This window comes from Streptomyces sp. Y7 (assembly GCF_043195415.1).
Taxonomy (GTDB): domain Bacteria; phylum Actinomycetota; class Actinomycetes; order Streptomycetales; family Streptomycetaceae; genus Streptomyces.
This window is the reverse complement of the sequence record NZ_JBIDDQ010000002.1, coordinates 57,050-77,077: the sequence shown is the minus strand read 5'-3', so window position 1 is coordinate 77,077 and position 20,028 is coordinate 57,050. Positions and strand designations below refer to the sequence as shown.

Annotated in this window: 19 protein-coding genes and 1 pseudogene; 7 read left to right on the top strand and 13 right to left on the bottom strand. The window is 69.0% G+C overall.

Features of this window, described 5'->3' with window-relative positions; all coding sequences use genetic code 11:
- Positions 1–14 precede the first annotated feature (14 nt).
- Positions 15–1,127, top strand: a complete 1,113-nt coding sequence (locus ACGFW6_RS06205) for an ABC transporter substrate-binding protein (protein WP_393505241.1) — start codon at positions 15–17, stop codon at positions 1,125–1,127.
- A gap of 196 nt (positions 1,128–1,323) precedes the next feature.
- On the opposite strand, the gene ACGFW6_RS06200 is transcribed toward ACGFW6_RS06205, so the two are convergent.
- The gene (locus tag ACGFW6_RS06200) at positions 1,324–1,878 is read right to left on the bottom strand and encodes a hypothetical protein (RefSeq protein WP_393505239.1); all 555 of its coding nucleotides are present in this window, start codon (positions 1,876–1,878) and stop codon (positions 1,324–1,326) included.
- 1,016 nt (positions 1,879–2,894) lie between these two features.
- Here ACGFW6_RS06200 and ACGFW6_RS06195 point away from each other — a divergent pair.
- The gene (locus ACGFW6_RS06195; protein ID WP_393505237.1) at positions 2,895–4,064 is read left to right on the top strand and encodes a M48 family metallopeptidase; all 1,170 of its coding nucleotides are present in this window, start codon (positions 2,895–2,897) and stop codon (positions 4,062–4,064) included.
- On the opposite strand, the gene ACGFW6_RS06190 is transcribed toward ACGFW6_RS06195, so the two are convergent.
- From ACGFW6_RS06190 to ACGFW6_RS06165, 6 genes are all read right to left on the bottom strand, one after another.
- The gene (locus tag ACGFW6_RS06190; protein ID WP_393505235.1) at positions 4,061–4,603 is read right to left on the bottom strand and encodes an IS5 family transposase; all 543 of its coding nucleotides are present in this window, start codon (positions 4,601–4,603) and stop codon (positions 4,061–4,063) included. The two genes, ACGFW6_RS06195 and ACGFW6_RS06190, sit on opposite strands and share 4 nt — an antisense overlap.
- 48 nt (positions 4,604–4,651) lie before the next feature.
- A complete protein-coding gene (locus ACGFW6_RS06185; protein WP_393505233.1) occupies positions 4,652–6,004 on the bottom strand; it encodes a hypothetical protein in 1,353 nt (450 codons plus the stop codon).
- 185 nt (positions 6,005–6,189) lie between these two features.
- Positions 6,190–7,383, bottom strand: coding sequence for a sensor histidine kinase (locus tag ACGFW6_RS06180; protein ID WP_393505231.1), 1,194 nt, complete (start codon positions 7,381–7,383; stop codon positions 6,190–6,192).
- A gap of 25 nt (positions 7,384–7,408) precedes the next feature.
- Positions 7,409–8,086 carry a response regulator transcription factor gene (locus tag ACGFW6_RS06175; RefSeq protein ID WP_393505229.1) on the bottom strand — a complete coding sequence of 226 codons (678 nt, stop codon included), beginning with the start codon at positions 8,084–8,086 and terminating at the stop codon, positions 7,409–7,411.
- A gap of 233 nt (positions 8,087–8,319) precedes the next feature.
- On the bottom strand, positions 8,320–8,646 hold the full coding sequence (locus tag ACGFW6_RS06170; RefSeq protein ID WP_393505227.1) for a PepSY domain-containing protein: 327 nt from the start codon (positions 8,644–8,646) through the stop codon (positions 8,320–8,322).
- Positions 8,647–8,892: 246 nt separating this feature from the next.
- Positions 8,893–9,081, bottom strand: a complete 189-nt coding sequence (locus tag ACGFW6_RS06165; protein WP_393505225.1) for a hypothetical protein — start codon at positions 9,079–9,081, stop codon at positions 8,893–8,895.
- A gap of 209 nt (positions 9,082–9,290) precedes the next feature.
- Between ACGFW6_RS06165 and ACGFW6_RS06160 the strand changes: the two genes are divergently transcribed.
- From ACGFW6_RS06160 to ACGFW6_RS06150, 3 genes are read left to right on the top strand one after another with little or no spacing between them, the layout of a single operon-like run.
- A complete protein-coding gene (locus tag ACGFW6_RS06160; RefSeq protein WP_393506924.1) occupies positions 9,291–9,653 on the top strand; it encodes a MarR family winged helix-turn-helix transcriptional regulator in 363 nt (120 codons plus the stop codon).
- Positions 9,650–11,083 (top strand): MFS transporter, encoded by a 1,434-nt coding sequence (locus tag ACGFW6_RS06155; protein WP_393505223.1) that lies wholly within the window; start codon positions 9,650–9,652, stop codon positions 11,081–11,083. Before ACGFW6_RS06160 ends, ACGFW6_RS06155 begins: the two co-directional genes overlap by 4 nt.
- Before the next feature lie 33 nt (positions 11,084–11,116).
- Complete coding sequence (locus ACGFW6_RS06150) at positions 11,117–11,377, top strand: DUF1330 domain-containing protein (RefSeq protein WP_393505221.1); 261 nt, start codon at positions 11,117–11,119, stop codon at positions 11,375–11,377.
- Positions 11,378–12,038: 661 nt separating this feature from the next.
- Here the strand turns inward: ACGFW6_RS06150 and ACGFW6_RS06145 are convergent.
- From ACGFW6_RS06145 to ACGFW6_RS06135, 3 genes and pseudogenes are all read right to left on the bottom strand, one after another.
- Positions 12,039–13,061, bottom strand: coding sequence for a DNA-directed RNA polymerase subunit alpha (locus ACGFW6_RS06145; protein ID WP_093747976.1), 1,023 nt, complete (start codon positions 13,059–13,061; stop codon positions 12,039–12,041).
- A 137-nt stretch (positions 13,062–13,198) separates the two neighbouring features.
- Positions 13,199–13,321, bottom strand: a pseudogene (locus ACGFW6_RS06140) (IS630 family transposase); the annotation flags it as partial.
- Positions 13,322–13,328: 7 nt separating this feature from the next.
- A complete protein-coding gene (locus ACGFW6_RS06135; protein ID WP_393506922.1) occupies positions 13,329–14,561 on the bottom strand; it encodes a GNAT family N-acetyltransferase in 1,233 nt (410 codons plus the stop codon).
- A gap of 246 nt (positions 14,562–14,807) precedes the next feature.
- Between ACGFW6_RS06135 and ACGFW6_RS06130 the strand changes: the two genes are divergently transcribed.
- Entirely contained in the window at positions 14,808–15,617 is an 810-nt protein-coding gene (locus tag ACGFW6_RS06130; RefSeq protein ID WP_393505219.1) for a universal stress protein, read from the top strand.
- A gap of 352 nt (positions 15,618–15,969) precedes the next feature.
- Here the strand turns inward: ACGFW6_RS06130 and ACGFW6_RS06125 are convergent, their stop codons facing one another.
- Positions 15,970–16,461 (bottom strand): flavin reductase family protein, encoded by a 492-nt coding sequence (locus tag ACGFW6_RS06125; protein WP_393505217.1) that lies wholly within the window; start codon positions 16,459–16,461, stop codon positions 15,970–15,972.
- Positions 16,462–16,846: 385 nt separating this feature from the next.
- Between ACGFW6_RS06125 and ACGFW6_RS06120 the strand changes: the two genes are divergently transcribed.
- Entirely contained in the window at positions 16,847–17,452 is a 606-nt protein-coding gene (locus tag ACGFW6_RS06120) for a dihydrofolate reductase family protein (RefSeq protein ID WP_393505215.1), read from the top strand.
- A gap of 310 nt (positions 17,453–17,762) precedes the next feature.
- Here the strand turns inward: ACGFW6_RS06120 and ACGFW6_RS06115 are convergent, their stop codons facing one another.
- On the bottom strand, positions 17,763–18,881 hold the full coding sequence (locus tag ACGFW6_RS06115) for a fatty acid desaturase family protein (RefSeq protein ID WP_393505213.1): 1,119 nt from the start codon (positions 18,879–18,881) through the stop codon (positions 17,763–17,765).
- Positions 18,882–18,888: 7 nt separating this feature from the next.
- Complete coding sequence (locus tag ACGFW6_RS06110) at positions 18,889–19,944, bottom strand: ferredoxin reductase (protein WP_393505211.1); 1,056 nt, start codon at positions 19,942–19,944, stop codon at positions 18,889–18,891.
- Positions 19,945–20,028 lie beyond the last annotated feature (84 nt).

The window sequence follows — 20,028 nt, the reverse complement described above, 5'->3', positions numbered from 1 at the left end:
GGAGACACCCACGCATGACCACGTCCTCAACGCCCCCTCAGCAGACCCCCGCTGACGCAACGCCCATCCGGATCGGTGCTCTCGTGCCGCTCACCCGGCCCGGCTGGACCGAAGCCGGCCGGCACCTGCTCGCCGGGCTCGAACTGGCCGTCGCCGACATCAACGACACCCGTCGGCCCGCTGGTAGCCCCCTCGAACTGCTCGTCCGGGACACCGCGGCCGACCCGCACCGAGCCGCAGCGGCCGTGGACGAACTGGCCGGCCTCGGCGTGCAAGCTCTGGCGGGGGAGTACCACAGCGTCGTCGCCCGCGCCGCCGCCACCAGAGCCGAGGCCCTGGGTCTGCCGTTCCTGTGTTCCTCGGCGGTCCTGGACACGCTCACCGACGACACGGCCACGTGGGTCGCGCGCCTCGCCCCCGCACAGTCCCACGGCTGGCGCATCTACGCCGACTTCCTCCTGGCCGCCGGGCACACCCGCATCGCCGTAGCCGCCGAACCGAGCCTCTACTGGGCCTGCGGCACCCGCATCCTGCGCGACCACCTCACCCCCCACGGCGCCACCGTCACCGAACTCGACGCACGCACCCTCACCCCCCACGCCCTATGCGACGCCCTCGCCGACAGCCGCGCCACAGCCCTCCTTATCCTGGCCGGCCACCCGGACCCGGCCATACCCATCGTCACCGCCGTCCGCCGCGACCACCGCCTCACCGGCATCCTGATCGGCGCTCCGGCCGGCCAACCCGAGTTCACCGACTGGGCCACCCAACTGGGCGACGCCGGCACCGCGATCCCCTTCCTGCGGTACCTGCCCGACAGCCTCACCCCCCTCGGCGCACGCGTCGAGAAGACCCTGCACGAACGCCTTGCCCGGGCACCGTCCTTCGTCGCCTTCGAGGGCTACGACACGATCACCGTCCTCGCCGAACTGCTGCACCCTGACAACCAGAACGGGGCCCACACCACTCCGCCCTGGCAGTACGTCACCGCGAAAGGAACGCGCGGACAGATCCGGTTCTCCCGCACACCGGGCAACAGCGTCTGGCAATGGGCCTGGCCGCCAGTCCAGATCGCCGACCGCGACCCCGCACAACCCGACAGCTTCCGGATCCTGCACACCGGCTGAAGGAACACACACCCCAACCACCCGGCCCGGCCCGAACCCGTCCCCCTGACCACACGTCACCACAGACCCCCAGCACACGGCCGGGCCCGGACAGCCCTCCGGGAGACCACCGCACACCAGCCGTCAACGACACGACCCGCACCGATCACACAACCGAGCGCACACCCCCCCGGGAGACCCGGGACGGGCGACGAGTTCAGCCGGTGGCTCGGGGAGCGTCCAGCAACCGGGCGAAGCCGGCCAGGTCACCGAAGTCGTCCTCGCGCAACCCGATGCGCGGGTTGACATGGTGCAACAGCGCAGCCCCGCGGTGGCAGGCGCCCACATACGCCCGGTCCAGATCGCTCTGTTCGTCATCCACCCACGCAAACGCCCGCCCCTGGGCGTACTCCACCAGCGGCCCGGTCTTCCAGTGCACCCCGTCCGGACGCTCCTGCAGCAACGCCTCACCGAAGTCGACAAAGGGGAGTTCGGGAAGGCCCAGCACCGGAGCAAGCCACCGGTTGGCATCGTCCATCCAGGTCGTGGCCCAACACAGTTCATAGCCGAGCCGAAGCAGGGACCGCCCATGCTCCGGATTGAGCCAGACCCGCAAAGGCCGCCGCCGCGACGACAACACCCCGTCCTCACCCGCAGCCCCTCCACTCTGCGGCACTCTCAGCGTGGTGTAACCCTCGGGCAGCCTCTCCGGCTTGGCCGCATACGGGTTCAGCGGCCCGTCCACGTCAAGGAACAACAACGGTCGGCTCATAATCCCCCGGCCCCCCACCGGCTGCGCACCGAAGCGTAGCCACCGATCGTTCTCTGCACCCGGCTGCTCCGACGGGACCAACCCCGGCAGACACAATGCGACCACGAAATCGCAGCCAGCTTGCGCAACCCGTTCGACAGGCCATTCTCCCCGCCTCGGTGCAGCGGGCAACCTCGCGCGGGCCAGAGGGCGGACCAGCCGGCCGAGTGATGCGTGGGCATTCCCGGCGCAACGGGACTTGGCTCCACTCCGTTTCGTGCCCGGCCCTCGCGGTGCCCGAGCGGTGTGCAAACGGGTGACATGTCGACTGCCGGAGCGCCCTTGGGTCGTTGAGCGGGCATGAGGGTCTTCGGAAATCGCGCGTACCCCGTCCCTCGGCGTCCGATCGGCCACTCAGGAGAGGACACCCTCCGCGTGGTGTGGGCAACTGTGAGGGCTGGACGCCGTGGCGCGTCAGGCGCCGACACCAGCGGAGGAACAAAGGCCGGCACCGGGATGGTGGTATCGGCTGACCATGACTCCCGCCGAGGCCGATCGGTGACGGCAGTAAGGACTGTGATGGTCGCGCTGGCCGCCGTCACGATCGTCGCAGCCGCAGTGTCGGTTGCTTGGTCGGCGTGATTGGGGCGGGGATCACTGGGCATGGCGCGGCTACCGCACGAAGCAGAAGCAGCCGCCGGGACTCCCGGCGGCCACCTCTGTGGGATCAGCGGTCCACGGTCAAGCCGGCTCCACCTTCCGCAGGCGGCTAGGGCCTTTCGTTTGGATCGCCAGAAAGCGCCCCCGCTGCCGCAAACAGCCAGGTGAATGGTCGCGGTCTCGTCGTAGCGGGGCGTCACCACATGACGCTTCGAGAGGTTGATGCACCGCTCCATGTTCTGCACTGTTTGCGCGCATGCCTACGCCAGCCTGCGCTGTTGCGGCAAATTGAGTGCGCACACTTTGCCGGTGCCAGGCATCGTGACGCGTGGCGGACCAGTGAGAGCGTCTGCACCGGTGCGATCAAGGAGAGGCACATGGCCCTGGTACTTGCGGTCGTCGGTGTGGCGATCGTGCTCGCAATAGGGGGTGCAGTGGCCCTGCTCACTGTTCGGGGTGCTCGCCGCCGGGCGGCGTCAGCCGCGGCATACGTCATCGCGGCCGGGGTGCACCTCGGAGTCGCAGGCCTGGCGGCCGGGGGAGCACTCTTCATCGTCCTTGGCTGGGGCTCCGTAGTGCAACCCGTGGTCGGCGTGGTCCTGCTTGCTCTCGCCGGCTACCTGTGGCCCCGCCCGGCCAAACTGGCAGCCACCCGACTCGTCTTGGAACGGAAGCAGGCAGCAGAACTGTTCGATCTGCTGGACCGGATAGCCGACGCAGCCGGTGTGCGGCGCATTGACGTCGTTCAGCTCGACACGCATTTCTCGCTACGAGTCGCCGCCTTCGGTGTCAGGCGCAGGCGGGTGCTATTCCTGGGCTATCCGCTGTGGGTGGTGTACGGATGGCAACAGCGGGTCGCAGCCATCGCACACGCCCTGGTGCGCCAGGCCCACGACATCCGTAGCGATGCGGTGATCGACACTGCCGTTGACACCCTATGGAGAGCATCGCATCTGGCCAGCAGGCCATCCGCATCGGACGATGCCGCCGATCAACTGCTGAGACCCTCGGCGCTGTCTCGCTATGGCGACGAAATGACCACCGCTGCCGGCCAGTTCACCTCTCGTACCCGGGTGGTGGACTGGACGCTGTGGGTGCCTGGCCTCATCGCTCGTGGCACGAAGTGGCTCCTTCTGAAGGCCACACGATCTGCGGTTCGCGATGCCGAGTGTCGGGCTGACGTTCTCGCTGGCCGCATCGTCTCCCCCTCAGCGGCCATGGCGGCGGTGCCGGACCGTGAACCTGCCCGCAAGGTCGCCGCTGAGATGCATCGCCTGGCCGTCACCCTCCGCACGTTCCGTCCTCCCCGTGACGGCCACAATGCCGTGGAGGGCTACTGGGAAGCAGTCGGCCGGTACGCAAAGACCCAGCAGCCGGGACAAACCGAGTCCCTTGGCCCCGATGCCGAGACCGGGGTGCTGCTCCTTGACCGGGCCGCAGCAGACGCCATACAGGGTGAACTCCGCCAAGCAGCCCATGTCCTGACCGAGTCCATTCTCCAAGGCGATCACGCGGCCGCGGTGTCACTCGCAGAGAACCTCCCCTAGTGGCTTCTTCGGCACCGGGCGGACCACAGAAATGTGCCTGCGATGTGGAGTCCGGCCAGGTAGATGGTTGCGGTCTTCTCGTAGCGGGTGGCAACCCCTCGCCACTGCTTCAACCCCAGGGGGCGGCAGTGGCCGTCGGCGGCGAGGTGGATCTTTGTGGTCAGTCCGCCGCGCGACCGGCCGATGGCATGGTCGGCGGGTTCGCCGGCAGGAGCCCCTTGTTTGTGGGCCCCGGCCGCATGCTGGTGAGCACGCACGATCGTGGAGTCCACCGAGACGGCCCAGTCCAGATCCTCGTCCGCGTCTGCCTGTGCCATCAGCGCGGTGAAAACCCGCTCCCAGGTGCCGTCGACAGCCCACATCCGCAGCCGGTTGTAGACGCCTTTCCAGTTGCCGTACTTCTCCGGCAGGTTGACCCACTGCACTCCGGCCAGGAACCTGAACGCGATTGCGTCGATCACCTCCCGGTGATCCCTCCACCGGCCACCCGTTTCGGCGTGCGGTCCGGGAGTAACGGTCGATCCGCGCCCACTGCGCATCAGTCGACGGCACCCCGACCAACGACCGGCTGATCCAAACGGAACGGCCTAGGCACCCTCCGCCTGCGTAATGTGCTGGATGAGTTCGGGCGCGATTCGCTGTATCTCGGCCAGGTCCTTGCGATCGGCTGCCGAACGGAGTTTCTTCAGATCCGTGTCCACGTGCACGGCGTCCGGGATTTCGTGCCGCAACCGCTCCCATGCAAGCTCCAGAGCTGTCACGTCGCCCGCGACGGCGCCCTCGTTTCCGGCCTTCCCGTCGATGGTCAACTGGCGTGTCCACAGGGCGAGTCGGTCCCTGTCGACCGACGGCACGGGTTCGTAGCGCAGTCGCAGGTCCGTCACGTTCTGCGCGACGCGCAGGGCGGGGTCCGCCGCCTGCGCATTACTCCCGGCCTTCTCCAAGGCTGCGAGGTCACGTTCCATCTGCCGCTCCAGCAGCTCCGGTACGGCGTCGGATGCGCGGTAGGCGTCCCACGCGGCGCGGACCTCGCGGACGGTGGCGGGCCCGGACGACTTGTGGGCGGCAACAGCCGCTCGGTCCAGGGCGGTCAGCGGGGCCGGCAAGGGGCCCGCCTTCGCGTCGGTGGGCACCGCGAGCGACACCGCCTCCAGGTCGCCGCCCTCGGTTCCGGTCGAGAACTCCCCGTATCCCGGCGCGAACACCTTGTCCTCGGTCGAGCCGTCCATGTGCAGCTCACGGACCGTGATCGCACCGTCGATCTTGCCGTACGGCCCGTCGACCGTCTGGTCCACGGTGCGTACGGTGACTTCCTCGAAGACGATCCCCGGCAGGTTCTCGGGACGGTAGACATCGCCCTTCTCGGGTGCCGAGGGCATGATCATGGCGGGGGGTGCGTTGCGGCGGCCTGCCTGCCACGTGCCCTCGGTGTCGGCGACCACCCCGTTCTCGTAGTTGAAGACGTCTTCGCCGAGGTACCACACGGAACCGTCGTCGGCCTGCGCGTACCAGTCGAGGGCGACCTCCTGGATCCGGCCGTTGGAGAAGGCCGCGTACTGGCTGATGCGGGCTTCGACCGGTTTTCCGTCGACCTCGATGGTCTTGGTGCCGGGCAGCAGGCTGACCTCGGTACGGAAGGGTTTGCCGTCCACTTGACCGCCGTAAATCGTCTGGGTGACTTCGCTGGTGGGGTGCAGCGGGTTCGTGATCTTTGTGGGGTGAGTGAAGCGCGGCTTGGTGAGGTCGGCGCGGTCCGCTGCGGGCGCCGTGGGCAGGCAGGCGTCGCCGGTCTTGCCCGTGTCCTCGTCGACGACGTGAACGCAGGCGCTCGGTTCAGTTGGGCGGTCAGCGGTGCTGGCGGTACCGGAACACCCTCCGGCCAGGAGTGCGGCGGCGGTTACGGCTGCCCCGGTGAGCAGGATGTGGCCGTTGGTGCTCATGGCGGCCTCCTTGAGACGTGGCCTGCGATGAGTGTCCCGCCGTCCCCCTGAACGGACGCTGAACGCACCTGAATGTGCTGTCAGGCGGCCGTGGGATGGGGCATTCGGTTCGTGAGCGGCTGCGTGTTCGCGGTGCGTCTCGCGCCCAGGCGGCGAAGCAGCACAACGCCACAGCCCCGCCCTCCTCAGTGGCTGGTCGGCAGCCTCACCGTGAAGCGCGCCCCGCCCAGTTCCGGCGCCGTCCCTACGGCCACGGTCCCCCCGTGCGCCGCCACCAGCTCAGCCACGATCGCGAGACCCAGGCCGGCTCCGCCCTCTCTCCTCGCGCGTGCCTCGTCCAGACGCACGAAGCGGTCGAAGATCCGGGCCCGCTCATTCTCCGGCACCCCGGGACCGTCGTCGTCCACGTCCAGCCGTACGGTTCCGCCGACTTCGCCGAGGGTCAGGGCGACCTGGGAGCGGGCGTGGCGGGCGGCGTTCTCGCCGAGGTTGCGGACCACGCGGCGCAGGGCGTCCTCATCGCCCCGGACTCGTCCGGCCGAGACCCCGTGGCTGTCGACGCTCGGGCCCTTCGGCTGTTCCCGCAGCCGTCGGGCCTCCTCGAAGACCAGGTCGTCCAGGTCGATGGGGTGCCGCGGGGGCCGGATCGCGTCTTCGTCGGCGCGGGCGAGGAGAAGGAGGTCGTCCACGAGGCGCTGCATGCGGACGGCTTCGTCCAGGACCGTCCCAGCCAGCACCCCTGCATCGGCGCCTGCCGGATGGGCGAGGGCCACTTCGGCGTGCTGCCGGACCGTGGCGACGGGTGAGCGCAGTTCGTGCGAGGCATCCGATACGAACCGTCGTTGCGCCGCCTCGGCCCGTGCAACCCGCCGTAGCGTGCGTCCCACGGCCACCCAGGTCGCGGCGGACGCCACGATCACCAGCACGGGTACGCCGACGAGCAGCATCCGGGTGACCGTGGAAGTGGCCTCGGCGACCCCGGCGGGAGCACGGCCGTCCAGGACGGTCAGACGCCGGTCGCCGTCCCGCGCCCCGACCGCCACCACCAGGAACGCTTCCTCGTCGATAGGAGTGTCGATCTGGGTGCTGCCGCCGGGCCGGAGCCGGGTCAGTGCGGGCAGTCCCTCGATGTTCGAGCTCGCCGCGACGACCGTCCCCCGCTCGTCGACAACCTGAAGGAACTCCTCCGCGGGGTCGGCCACGCTCATCTGGGGCACGCCCCGCCCCTCCTCGATCACCTGGGCCACCTCCTGGGCGCGGCCCCGCGCGGCGTCCCGGACGTCGTTGCTCAGCTCGACCCGCAGCCCCAGCACGAGGGCGGTGCCTCCGGCGATCAGCGCGAGCCCCACGGCCAGTGCGGCGATCACCGTGGCTCGCACGCGCACCGTCCGCAGACGCCGCCGCTCACTCGCCATCGGGCACCAACCGATACCCGTGCCCGCGGGCGGTGCGCAGCGAGTCCCGCCCGAAGGGACGATCGATCTTGTTGCGCAGGCGCCGCACATACACCTCGACGATGTTCGGATCGCCCTCGAAATCGTCGCCCCACACATGGTCAAGGATTGTCCGCTTGCTCACGGTCTCGCCCGTGCGCCGCATCAGGAACTCCAGTACGGCCAGTTCCCGTGCTGTCACCTCGACCTGACGCCCCGACCGGGTCACCGTGCGCGCCGCCGGATCCAGCCGCAGGTCGCCCACCGCAACCACCGCCGGACGCTCGCGGGCCTCGCGCCGCAGCAGCGCCCGCAGCCGGGCGAGCAGCACCGCGTACGAGACGGGCTTGGTGAGGTAATCGTCGGCGCCGGTGTCGAGACCCTCGATCTCGTCCCACTCGCCTTCCTTGGCGGTGAGCATGAGGATCGGCGTCCAGTTGCCCTCGCCGCGCAGAGTCCGGCAGACCCGGTAGCCGTTGAGGCGCGGCAGCATGATGTCGAGGACGATCGCGTCGTAGGCGTGCTCACGCGCCAGCCACAGGCCGTCCACCCCGTCGAGCGCAACGTCCACGGCGAAACCCTCCGCCGCCAACCCGTCCCTGAGCCCGGCCGCGAACCGCTCCTCGTCCTCGATGATCAGCACGCGCATACCGTCCACGCTACGGGAGCCGCGGGCAGGGACAATCGGATGTCGTAGTACAGCCGGAGCACCGTGGCGCCCCTGCTGCGGAGCCCGAATGGCATAGCCGTCCGAGTCCGTCATGACTCTCGACTTCACACAGCCCGCCAAGCCCCCACGGTCACTTTGGCCGTGGTCACGACCGGAACCCTGCTTGGCGCCGGCACCGCGCAATGGGTGCGGTCCGACAGGGCGCGCCGGGATCAGTCCTTGTCGCTCGGCTTGTCTCCGCCGTCCACCTCGGTGCCGAGGACCTTGAAGTCCTTGTCGAGGTGTACGTCGGCCTGCTTGCCGTTGTCGAGCGTGACCTCGACCTCGTAGTAGCCCTCCTCGTCGCCGACCTCGGTGTCCGTCACCTTGCCTTCTCCGGTGTGCGCGAGTGCCGCGGCGCTCGCCTTCTCCAGAGCGGGTCCCGAGATGGGCGTCTCGTTGTCCTCACCGCCGGTGGTGGCCACAGCGAGGCTGGTACCACCGCCGATGAGGGCGGCCGACAGGGCGGCCCCCATGATCCATTTGCCTTTGCGCTTCATGCCGGACCTCCTCGCCGTAACCCCCGGCCACCGGGCGCGGCCGAGCTGATTGCTTCAGGGTGCGCCAGGCCCGCTGAACAGAAGCTGAATGAATCTGAACGAGCTGTCAGCATCCGTGGCCTGTGGGAACGCCTTGTGCTGCCGGACCAGCATGCCGGGTTGCACCGGCACGGGAAGCGGGTCAGGTACGCGGTCAGATGGCTGACCTCGGACAGCGCGGGCCCGTCGGGTTGAGCCAGCTGGGCATCACCGCGGGGTGCCGGGGCCCTTGAGCAAGCCAGCCTGCCGGATCAGGGTGAGCGCGAGGCCCCGCAGCCGGCCGGCGCGGTCGCGCTCGGCGGGCCGGTGGCGGAAGTCGGACAGGACGCTGTGGTGGAAGCCGAGGGCTTCCTGCCCCAGGGAGAGGGCGTATGTGAAGTCGATTCGGCCGCGCACCGCGACGTCTCGGCCGCGCACCGTGACGTCGCCGGCTCGCAGCGGTCGTGGCCACTCCGCGTCAGTCGAGGCATTTCCATAAACTGTGAATATAAAGTCGCTATGCTTCAAGCATGAGTCGTCAAGACACCACTCCTGGCGCGTCCGCTGCCATCGGAGCAGCCCTCTACGGCCTGGCCACCAGGGCCGCGAGACGCCTGCCCCGGGACATGAGCCTGACGTCAGCCGCCACCCTGGCCACCCTGGACCGGACCGGCCCGCGGCGCATCACCGATCTGGCCGCGGTCGAGGGCGTCACCCAGCCCGCGATGACCGCCCTGGTCCGGGTGATGGAGGAGTCCGGCCTGGTCGAGCGGCGAGGCGACCCGTCCGACAAGCGGGTCACGCTGGTGTGCCTGACCGAGGCCGGCGCCTCCTATGTCCGGACGCGGCGCCAGGCGGGCGTGTACGCGTTCGAGCGGTTGATCGGCGAGCTCACCGGCGACGAGGTCGAAGCGCTGCTGGCGGCCCTTCCGGCGCTGAAGCATCTGGCGGAGCTAGAAAGCCAGGACCGCGAGGGGCCGAAGCAGTGACCAGGCAGCCGGTCGGCGGGGGCGCGGTGAAGGCGTTACCGGTGGCGCGTTCCGAGGGGCGGCTGCTGGTTCCCGCCCTGATGTTCATCGCTCTGGTCGTGGCGGCGGTCGCCAGCCTCGGGACGCCGCTCATCACCAGCGTGGCGACCTCGTTCCACGTCTCGCTCGGCAGCGCCCAGTGGACGCTGACCGTCGCGCTGCTCAGCGGCGCCGTCGCCACGCCGGTCCTGGGCCGGCTCGGAGCCGGCCCACACCGGCGCACCACGATCCTCGCCACGCTGGCGGTCGTCGTCGCCGGCAGCACCCTCACCGTGCTGCCGCTGCCGTTCGCGTGGCTGCTGGCCGGCAGGGCTGCCCAGGGCGTCGGGCTCGGGCTGACGGCGCTGATGATGGGCGTGGCCCGGGACCACCTCCCCGAGGAGCGCAGCGCCGCCGTGATCGCCCTGATCTCGGTGGTCTCGATCATCGGGGCCGGCGTCGGCTACCCGCTGGCCGCACTGCTCGCCGAGCTCGGCGGGGTACGGGCCGCCTACGGCCTCGGCCTGGTAGTCACCGCCGCCGCCCTCCTGATCGCGTGGCGCTCCATGCCCGAAGCCCCCGAAGGCCGCTCCGCCCGCGTCGACGTGGCAGGCGCGGTCGTCCTGGCCGCTGCGCTGCTCCTGGTGCTGTTTCTGGCCGGCGAACGGAGTCTGTGGAGCCGCCACCTCGCCGTGGCGGCGGGCCTCGCCGTCGTCGCGGTGGCGCTGCTCAGCGTCTGGGCCGTCATCGAGCTGCGCAGCACGACGCCTTTGGTCGGTGTGCGGGCGGTGCGGCACCCGGAGGTCGCCGGGGCGAACCTCGCCATGTTCGTCGGCGGGATCGGCATGTACCTCCTGCTCACGCTCATCACCCGGTACGCGCAGACGCCGCAGGGCGCCGGCTACGGCTTCGGGCTGACGACCTCTGTCGCCGGGCTGGTCCTCATCCCGTTCTCGGTGCTGGGGTTCGTCGCCGGCAAGCTGACGCCGCGGGTCCGGACGCGGATCGCCGACCCCCTGCTCCTGGCCGGCAGCGCCGTCGTGGTCGGCGGCGGGTTCGCCCTGTTCGCGGCGGCCCGGTCGAACCTGGCCGAACTGTTCGCGGCGATGGGCGTGCTCGGCTTCGGCGTCGGCGGCTTCTCGGCCGCGATGCCCGGCGTCATCCTGGCCGTCACCCCCAAGAGCGAGACGTCGAGCGCCATGAGCCTCAACTACGTCGTCCGCAGCGTCGGGTACTCCCTGGGCAGCGCCATCGGCGGCATGATCCTCGCCGCGGGCACCCGCCCCGGCCACCTCTTCCCCGACGACAGTGCCTACACCACCGCGGCGCTGGTCGGCATCGGCGCCATGACGATCACGACGCTGACAAGCCTCGCTCTCGCCCGCCGACGCTCGTCCGAGACCAGCTCGTAAGTCGGATGCACTCATACCCACACTGGAGGTTTCATGCCCAAGGGCTACTGGGTCAGCGTCTACCGCACCATTTCAGACCCGGAGAAGCTGGCTGCCTACAACAAGCTGGCCGCTCCAGCCGTCCAGGCCGGGGGCGGCCGGGTCTTCGTCCGTGGCGGTCGGGTCGTGGCGCATGACGCCGGAATCGCCGAGCGCACCGTCCTGATCGAGTTCGACAGCTTCGAGCAGGCCGTCGCGGCGTACGAGAGTGCGGCCTCCCAGGAGGCGCTGGTCGCCCTCTCCGATGGCGTCTAGCGCGACTTCCGCATCGTCGAAGGCATCGACTGACCGAGGTCCAGTCGGATCTTCACTGATGGCTCTCTGCGACGCAGCCCGAACCCCACGAGCGTGCTCGGGGCCGTGCCCCGCGCACCACCGACACCTCACTACTTGTGCGGTGATCCTTAAGACACGGCCTGGGCCGCCTGACCGTCGTCGCGTTGCGATCTTCGGCGTGCTGCCGAGGCACGCACGCCCCCGGAGGGTGAACCCAACGGGGGCGGCGGCTTCCTGACGCACGGCACGAACGGCCTGGTCGTCGGCATGCCAGAACGGATGCCGCCCTGCCCCAACATGGCTGACCTGTCCTCCCCGCCCGTCCCGCGACACTCCCGCGGACCACCGGGTTGGTCTCTACGCGGCGGACCGCAGGCCGCCACCACGGTCAGGTCCGGCAACCGCACATGGCGGCGGCCTTGCTTCGCCCGCCGTGGTGGAGGGGTGACGGCCTGCTCATGCCGAACCTGAAGGCCAGGCCCAGCGGCGGGGAGGCACAGGCGGAGGTCAACGCGGCTGGCCCCTGCCTATACGCGATGCCGGCTTGAGCACGCCACGTCTACCATCCCCCTTCCTGGAAAGAAGGGGGTGTGGCCCTCTGCTGCGCAGGCTCTCGCCTGACCTCGCCGTGGCGCGGCGTTCAGTACTGTTCGGTCTCCACGAAACCGGCGTCCGCGTCGTCGTCGGCGCCGAAGGCGTCGGCCGCCGCCGTCGGGTCGAATCCGGGCGGGCTGTCCTTGAAGGCCAGGCCCATGCCGGCCAGCTTCGCCTTGACCTCGTCGATCGACTTCGCACCGAAGTTACGAATGTCGAGCAGATCGGCCTCGGAACGCGCCACGAGCTCACCCACGGAGTGGATGCCCTCACGCTTGAGGCAGTTGTACGACCGAACGGTGAGCTCCAGCTCCTCGATCGGCAGCACCAGATCAGCGGCAAGGGCGGCGTCCGTGGGGGACGGGCCCATGTCGATGCCCTCGGCGTCGATGTTCAGCTCACGAGCCAGACCGAACAGCTCGACCAGCGTCTTACCGGCGGAGGCCATGGCGTCACGCGGACGCATCGCCTGCTTGGTCTCGACGTCGACGATCAGCTTGTCGAAGTCGGTGCGCTGCTCGACACGCGTGGCCTCGACCTTGTACGTGACCTTCAGAACCGGCGAGTAGATCGAGTCGACCGGGATACGGCCGATCTCCTGGCCCACCTGCTTGTTCTGCACGGCGGAGACGTAACCACGGCCACGCTCGACCGTCAGCTCCATCTCCAGCTTGCCCTTGCCGTTGAGCGTGGCCAGGACGAGGTCGGGGTTGTGCACCTCGACACCGGCCGGGGGCGCGATGTCGGCGGCGGTGACCAGACCCGGGCCCTGCTTGCGCAGGTACATCACGACCGGCTCGTCGTGCTCCGAGGAGACGACCAGCTGCTTGATGTTGAGGATCAGGTCGGTGACGTCCTCCTTGACGCCCGGCACGGTGGTGAACTCGTGCAGCACGCCGTCGACACGGATGGACGTGACCGCCGCACCCGGAATCGAGGAGAGGAGAGTCCGGCGAAGGGAGTTGCCGAGGGTGTAACCGAAGCCCGGCTCCAGCGGCTCGATCACGAACCGGGAGCGGAACTCGTCGACGACCTCTTCGGTCAACGAGGGACGCTGAGCGATCAGCACGAGGTGTTGCCTCCAGTGGTTTGGCGCCCGCTATGTGACGCCGTAGGTACACGAGGGTACGGGGATCGTGGCGATAAGGCCTTTAAGAGACCGAATCGCCACACTCCATCCGGCGAGTAGGCCTCGGGCCCACTCGCTTTCGCCCGGCGGCGGATGTCGGCGTTTTCGTCGGCCGACAGGTTGTCCAGGATGACGTAGATCGGTGCGCCGTCGGGTCGGGCGGCGCGGATCGGCTTCAGCGCGGCAAGTGTGTTCGCGGCGCATTGTTCAGAACCAGTGCAGGCAGTGCGGCGCACGCTCGGCACGGAAGAGCCCGTCAGCAAGGGAGTCCACACCGGCACGGTGCACCCGGACATGGCCCGCACGCACGAGCGTGCTCGGGGCCGTGCCCCCGAGGTAGACCGAACCGAGATCACGCACATCCAAGGACAGATCAGGCTCCCGGTCAGTCAGGACACACTCAGCCTTACCGTCCCGGACGGTCAGCTGATACCGATGGCGCTCGCCCAGGAAAGGGTCCTCGACATCGAGGACCAGCTCACCGTCCACGAACCAGCGACGCGCCGTCAAAGCAGCCGGCACGTCCAGCAGCCGCACCCACAGCCAATCGGTGTCACCGCTCACCTCTGCGGCACGAAAGTCCGCGAACTGCCAGCGCAGCGGATGCCCGGCCGGCACATGCTTGAACACCACCCGAGACACCAGATCGTGCCCCAGCACGAACCCTGCCAACGCCGTGAAGACGACATCGTCGACAGCGACGGTCTCATCAACCGTCAACGTGTTGCCCTCACCGATCGAATAACTCGCATACCCGTCCGGTTCACCGTCCGCGCCACGGTGAACAGCGACATAGCGCGGCGCCGGCGAGAGGGGAGGTTGACCCGCGCGCAACGCCCACCAGCGACGCGGCCGCGACAGCGCGCCGGGCTGGACACGCCGATAACGGTCGTAGACCCCCTCAAGGATCTCGCCGCACTCGGCACGCCGCAGCACCTCGACAGACCCCCCGTCCCCGCCATCCGCCACCCCGCCGGCTACCTGACCCGCCCGGGGAACGGCGAAGCCACCCTGGTGGCGCGGCACCGTCAACCGCGCCGTATACGTCGCCGGCCCGTAGCCGAACCTGCCATAGATCGGCGCTTCGGAAGCCAGCAGCACGGACAACGCCTCCCCACGAGCCCGCAGCTCAGCAAGCTGATGCCGCATCAACGCGCTGAGCACCCCCTGCCGCCGATGAGAGGGCAGAACTCCGACAGCAGTCACCCCGGAGACCGGAACGAGCGCGCCACCCGGCAGGGTCAGCTCGAATGAATGCGCAGCAGCCGTCCCCACAGGCCGCCCGGCCGCTGCCGCGAGCAGACACCGGTCCATCTCCAGCGCCGACCACCACAGCCCGCCACCCTCGACCGGGGTCTCCGCAAAGCGCCCGAACGCGGCATGAACCGTGTCGACGAAAACGTCACGGTCCCCATCAGTCGCTGAACGAATCTCCGTCACCACTGCTGCCCCCTCGGCATACCAGCACCACCACACGTGCAATCCGCTCCCAGTGCAACCGTCACCGATAGCCAGGGCAAACGAATTACGACCCGCTTCCGCAGCCGACCACAGCGCCCCGACTGCGGGCGGTCCCACACCGCCCGGAAGATCAGCAAGTGGAGGCGCGGCCAAGTGGCAGCGGGCGGCTGCCGGGGCGAGGCTTGGACACGCGTGTGGTCGGGATGCGGTCACGGAGGAGGTCCGGTGGGCAAGCAGGTCGTCGTCGGAGTGGACGGCTCGTCGTCATGCCAGGCCGCGGTGGAAGCAGCTGCCCGGGAGGCACAGTGGCGTGGAGCGAGGCTGCGTGTGGTGCACGCCTTCAGCTGGCCGGCCAGGCCCAGGTACACGCACACGGATACCGCCCCGCTCGATGATCTGACCCATGACGCGGCAGACCACGCCCGTACCGTGGCGCCGGACGTGGAAGTCACCGAGGCAGTCGTGACAGGCAGCGCGGTCAGCGTGCTCAGCGCCGAGTCACAAACCGCGGACCTGGTCGTCGTGGGTGCACGAGGTAGCGGCGGAATCGTCGGGATGCTCCCCGGCTCAACGGCCGTGTCCTTGGCCGCCCACACGCAGTGTCCAGTGATGGTGGTCCATGGGGAGCCAACCGATACCGGCCGCGTCGTGCTTGCTGTCGACGGCTCACCCATGGGCGAGAGGGCAGTGACGTTCGCCTTCGCCGAGGCGGCCTTGCGCAAGGCACCGATCCTCGCCGTGCACGCATGGCTGCCGGACTACGCACCGGCCGGGACAGGTGTGGAGAGCGTGGAGCGTCTGCTGGCCCAGGCGCTCGCCGGCCACACGGAAAAGTACCCGGACGTCGTGGTCAGTCAGCAAGTGCTGAGCGGCGAGCCCCGCGAGACGCTGATCGAAGCGAGCAAGAATGCCCAGCTCATGGTCGTCGGAGCCAGGGGACGTGGCGGATTCGCCGGACTGCTCCTGGGCTCGGTGAGCCAAGCCGTTCTCCACCACGCACACTGCCCGGTGACCGTCGTCCGCAGCGAGGCGTGACCAGCGCATCTCGCCACGCCCGACCGCGTGGGCACCGATTCAGATGGTCATCACCGTCGGCAGGGGCAGGCGCCGCAAGTCCCCGTCGTACGACGGATCCCACCAGGACGCCGTGTGCCGGGGCGGCGCACCGTATCGGCCCGCTCGCTCGACCGCGGTTGCCCCTTCCTGGCCGGGGCGGAGAGCGCATGCATCGAGTCCCGCGTGCCCGGGGTCGAGGTCGCCGAGATGCTGGGCGTCGCCGTGGCCGGTGCGAGGGCCGGAGGCGACGAAGGCACGGAGGTACCGGTGGACGCGGTGATGGCGCCACGGGCTTGGAAGGCTCAGGAAACGGGGCGTACGGCCGCGACGCCTATTCGACCGGATGGCCGGGGCTGATCGAGCGCACATCGCCGAGTCGCAGGATCGGCCGACCGTCGGCCCTGTCCCGCTCGCCGCTTTCCACGGGGTCCAGGACGAAGCCGACGTGGTCGCCCCCGTCGACCTGCCGCTCCACCCTGCCGACGAACCATGCGCACGCGTCCCGAAGCAACGCGGCCCCTCCGCGACCCCGGATCCACGCCGCGCGGGCGAACTTGTCCACCTGGTGGCCGGTCTCGCCACCGAACAGCTCAGCCAATTCGTGCTCGTCCCGGGTGAGCAGATGCACAGCGAGGAACTCGGCTTCACAGGCGACCTCGTAGGTCCGGTTCACCTTCGACAGCCAGACCATGAACCGCACCGGTTGAATGGAGCACTGTGAGGCGAACCCGACGAGGCAGCCGGCACGCTCGCCGCCTGCGGTGGCCGTGACGACGTACACGTCGGGATTGAGTCGGTCGGTGAACGCGTCCATGACCGCCATGTTGGCGCATGCGGGGACGCCCAGTGGGCGTTTGATCGAGTCGCTTTTCGCCGCGTCGAAAGAGAGGTGTGATCTCCGGCCGGTGCAGCGTGTGGTGGTCTGACCACGAAGGACGTTACGGCCAGACCGCCACGCGTCACGACCTCACCTCTTCGGAAGATCCCGCGGCAGCGAAGCGTCTACCTGGCCCGACGGCAGAGGCTTCCTCAGTAAGACGGCCGTCGGCACAACCGTGCCGGCGGTCCTCCGGCCATTCGAAGCAGTGTGGCTGCGCCGGCCTGATCGGCTGCAGTGTCATGGGTTTTTAGCTTCTCCACCGCGCGGCCGATGAGTTTGTGGCTCCCGGCCGGTCCAAGCTCGTGACACCTCAGGAAAGGACACTGCCATGTCGGAGCTTCTCGTCGACTTCATCACCTCCCTCGACGGCCACGCATCGGGCGAGGGATGGCCCGGGTTCTGGGGCCTCGAAGGACCGGAGTACCTCGCCTGGCTCGGCAAGCAGCCCGAGGTCACCTACCTGATGGGAGCGAACACCTACCGCCTGATGTCGGGCTTCGCCGCAGGCGAGGTCCCGGATGGCCAGGACGAGTTCAGGCCCGAGGAAGAGGCGTCCGTCGACGAGCTCACGCAAGCGTCCAAGGTGGTGTTCTCCTCCTCACTCGAGGAGCCCCTGACCTGGCCCAACTGCACGCTCGTCCGCGACGACGCCGTCGAGGCGGTCCGCGCCATGAAGTCGACCGGCTCGGGGCTCCTCAGCACGATCGGCAGCCTCAGCCTGTGCCGCTCCCTGCTGCGAGCCGGCCTGGTCGACCGCTTCCGGGTCGTGATGTTCCCGGTGATCACCGGGGCCACGGGCGAGGAACGCATCTACGACGGTTATCCGGACGTTGCCCTCGAGATGATCGAGCACCGCACCTTCGACGGCCGCATCCAGCTGGTCGAGTACAAGCCCCGGGTGCTGGAGCACCCGCCGCTCGCCGTCCCTGCGTGACGTTGCCCCGTCCGCCGGTCTGGACGCCGCCCCGAAGGCGCCGGCGGGGCGCGGAGCAAGATCCAACCTCACGGCGTGGCGGCCGGGCGGGAAGCCGTGCGGCGGGAGGAAGTCACTCTTGACCTCTTGGCGCACGTCCAGGCAGTGCAGCCGGACACCGGGGTGCCCGGCTGCCATGTCGTACGGTCTGATCTCGCGGCCGCCCACGATGCGCGACGGATGTCACCACCCGCGGTGCAGCAGTACGGCCCGGTGGTGACACCCGTCGGTGCCGCAGGTACGGCCGAAAGATCTTGACCAAGACCTGGAATCAGGCCGCGACGAGCTCGCGGTCGCGGTCCGGCGTGTTGACCTTGGGCTTCTTGTTCGGCAGTGAGAGCCGGAAGACCTTGTGCCACGCGGAGAACACCTGCTTGGGCAGCGGGCCGGTGACGTAGTCCAGCTCGTACTTTTCGAACAGGGCGCGCACCTTCACCGCGACCTCGGCGTACCGGTTGCTCGGCAGGTCCGGGAACAGGTGGTGTTCGATCTGGTGCGAGAGGTTGCCGGTCATGAAGTGCATGGCCTTGCTGCCGCTGATGTTCGCCGAGCCCATCATCTGGCGCAGGTACCACTGGCCGCGCGTCTCGCCCTTGATCGACCGGCGCTCGAAGACCTGCACACCTTCGGGGAAGTGCCCGCACATGATCACCGAGTGGGACCAGATGTTGCGGACCAGGTTGGCGGTGAACGTGGCGGCGAGCGTGGTGAGGAACGACGGGCCCGACAGCAGAGGGTGGATCACGTAGTCCTTGAGGACCTGCTTGCGGATCTTGCGGCCCACGGCCCTGGCCCGAGCGCGGAACTCCGGGTTCTTGCGGCGTCGCTTGTGCAGGTTCTTGCCGAGCTCCAGGTCGTACGCTGCGATGCCGTACTCGAAGAAGCAGGCGTTGATGAAGTTCCACAGCGGCTGGCCCAGGTGGATCGGGTGCCACTTCTGGTCCTCGTCGACGCGCATGATGCCGTAACCGAGGTCGTTGTCCTTGCCGATCACGTTGGTGTACTTGTGGTGCAGCTCGTTGTGCGAGTGCTTCCACTGGTCGGCCGGCGAGACGTGATCCCAATCCCAGGTGGTGGAGTGGATCTTCGGGTCCCGCATCCAGTCCCACTGGCCGTGCAGGATGTTGTGACCGATCTCCATGTTGTCCATGATCTTCGCCACGGACAGCCCGGCGGTGCCGATCAGCCACGCGGGCGGGAAGAACGAGAACAGCAGTACGCCCCTGCTGGCCAGCTCGAGCTTGCGCTGCGCCGAGATCACCTTGCGGATGTAGGCGGCGTCCTTCTCGCCGCGGCTGGCGATCACCTCGTCGCGGATCGCGTCCAGCTCGCGGCCGAGCTCCTCGATCTGCTCCGCGGTCAGGTGGGCGGTGGGGTCGATGGCGGTCAAGGTGCTCCTACCGTTCGATGTCGCAGGGGCCCGCGGCGGCGGACACGCAGGTCTGGATGAGGACGCCGGGCTCCGCCTCGGTGATCTCGCCGGTGCGCAGGTCGCGGACGGCGCCGGCCTTGAGCGGCGAGGTGCAGCCGAAGCAGATGCCCATACGGCACCCGGAGGGCATGAGCACGCCGGCCTCTTCGCCGACGTCCAGCAACGGCGTGGCGCCGTCCGCGTCGACGGTCTTGCCGGTGGCGCTGAAAGTGACCTCGCCGCCGTCGCCGGCGACGACGACGCTGGGGCGGAAGCGTTCGGTGTGCAGGCGCTCCGGGATGCCGTGCTCGGTCCAGTGCCCTTCGGCGGCGTCGAGCAGGCCCGCGGGCCCGCACGCCCAGGTCTCGCGCTCGGCCCAGTCGGGTACGAGTGCGTCGAGACGGGCGATGTCGAGCATGCCGTCCGTGTCGGTGTGCACCTCGGTGAGCTGCAGCTTCTTGTTCGCGACCAGGTCGTGCAGTTCGTTGCGGAAGATCACGTCCTGCGGCTGTGGCGCGCAGTGGACCATGACGACGTCGTCGAAGACGGTGTCGCGCAGCATGCCCATGACGGGCGTGATGCCGCTGCCGGCCGTCAGGTAGAGCACTTTGGCGGGCTTGGCCTGCGGCAGCACGAAGTCACCGGTCGCATGGTCGAGCTGGATCAGCGTGCCGGGTTTCGCCCTGCGGACCAGGTGGTTGCTGACCTTGCCGTCCGGGATCGCCTTCACGGTGATCGTGACGCGGCCGTCCTGGCGGTTCGTCGGCGAGGTGAGCGAGTAGGCACGCCACAGGCGGACCCCGTCGACGTCGACTCCGATCCGCACGTACTGCCCGGCCGTGTGGCCGCGCCAGCCCCGTCCCGGTCTGATCACGATGGTCGCGGCGTCACCCGTCTCGGGGTGCACGGCCTCGATGCGTCCCCGCAGGTCAGCGCCCGCGCGCAGCGGGCTGACCAGGTCGAGGTAGTCAGACGGCAGCAGCGGCGTGGTGACCATCTCCAGTAGTTTCCACGCCCTGCTGCGGAGGGCTGTACTCGTCATGGCCCCAGCTTGCTGTGCCTCAGGGCGTAAAGTCCTGACCGTAGGACGTAAATCTGGTTGATCCAATTGTTCGCAGGGAATAAA

Coding starts and splice junctions, on each gene's coding strand:
- ACGFW6_RS06185 (WP_393505233.1), bottom strand. CDS start 6,004: ATGAGCACCAACGGCCACATCCTGCTCACCGGGGCAGCCGTAACCGCC.
- ACGFW6_RS06170 (WP_393505227.1), bottom strand. CDS start 8,646: ATGAAGCGCAAAGGCAAATGGATCATGGGGGCCGCCCTGTCGGCCGCC.
- ACGFW6_RS06200 (WP_393505239.1), bottom strand. CDS start 1,878: ATGAGCCGACCGTTGTTGTTCCTTGACGTGGACGGGCCGCTGAACCCG.
- ACGFW6_RS06110 (WP_393505211.1), bottom strand. CDS start 19,944: ATGACGAGTACAGCCCTCCGCAGCAGGGCGTGGAAACTACTGGAGATG.
- ACGFW6_RS06150 (WP_393505221.1), top strand. CDS start 11,117: ATGCCCAAGGGCTACTGGGTCAGCGTCTACCGCACCATTTCAGACCCG.
- ACGFW6_RS06190 (WP_393505235.1), bottom strand. CDS start 4,603: ATGCGCAGTGGGCGCGGATCGACCGTTACTCCCGGACCGCACGCCGAA.
- ACGFW6_RS06125 (WP_393505217.1), bottom strand. CDS start 16,461: ATGGCGGTCATGGACGCGTTCACCGACCGACTCAATCCCGACGTGTAC.
- ACGFW6_RS06195 (WP_393505237.1), top strand. CDS start 2,895: ATGGCCCTGGTACTTGCGGTCGTCGGTGTGGCGATCGTGCTCGCAATA.
- ACGFW6_RS06120 (WP_393505215.1), top strand. CDS start 16,847: ATGTCGGAGCTTCTCGTCGACTTCATCACCTCCCTCGACGGCCACGCA.
- ACGFW6_RS06160 (WP_393506924.1), top strand. CDS start 9,291: ATGAGCCTGACGTCAGCCGCCACCCTGGCCACCCTGGACCGGACCGGC.
- ACGFW6_RS06205 (WP_393505241.1), top strand. CDS start 15: ATGACCACGTCCTCAACGCCCCCTCAGCAGACCCCCGCTGACGCAACG.
- ACGFW6_RS06175 (WP_393505229.1), bottom strand. CDS start 8,086: ATGCGCGTGCTGATCATCGAGGACGAGGAGCGGTTCGCGGCCGGGCTC.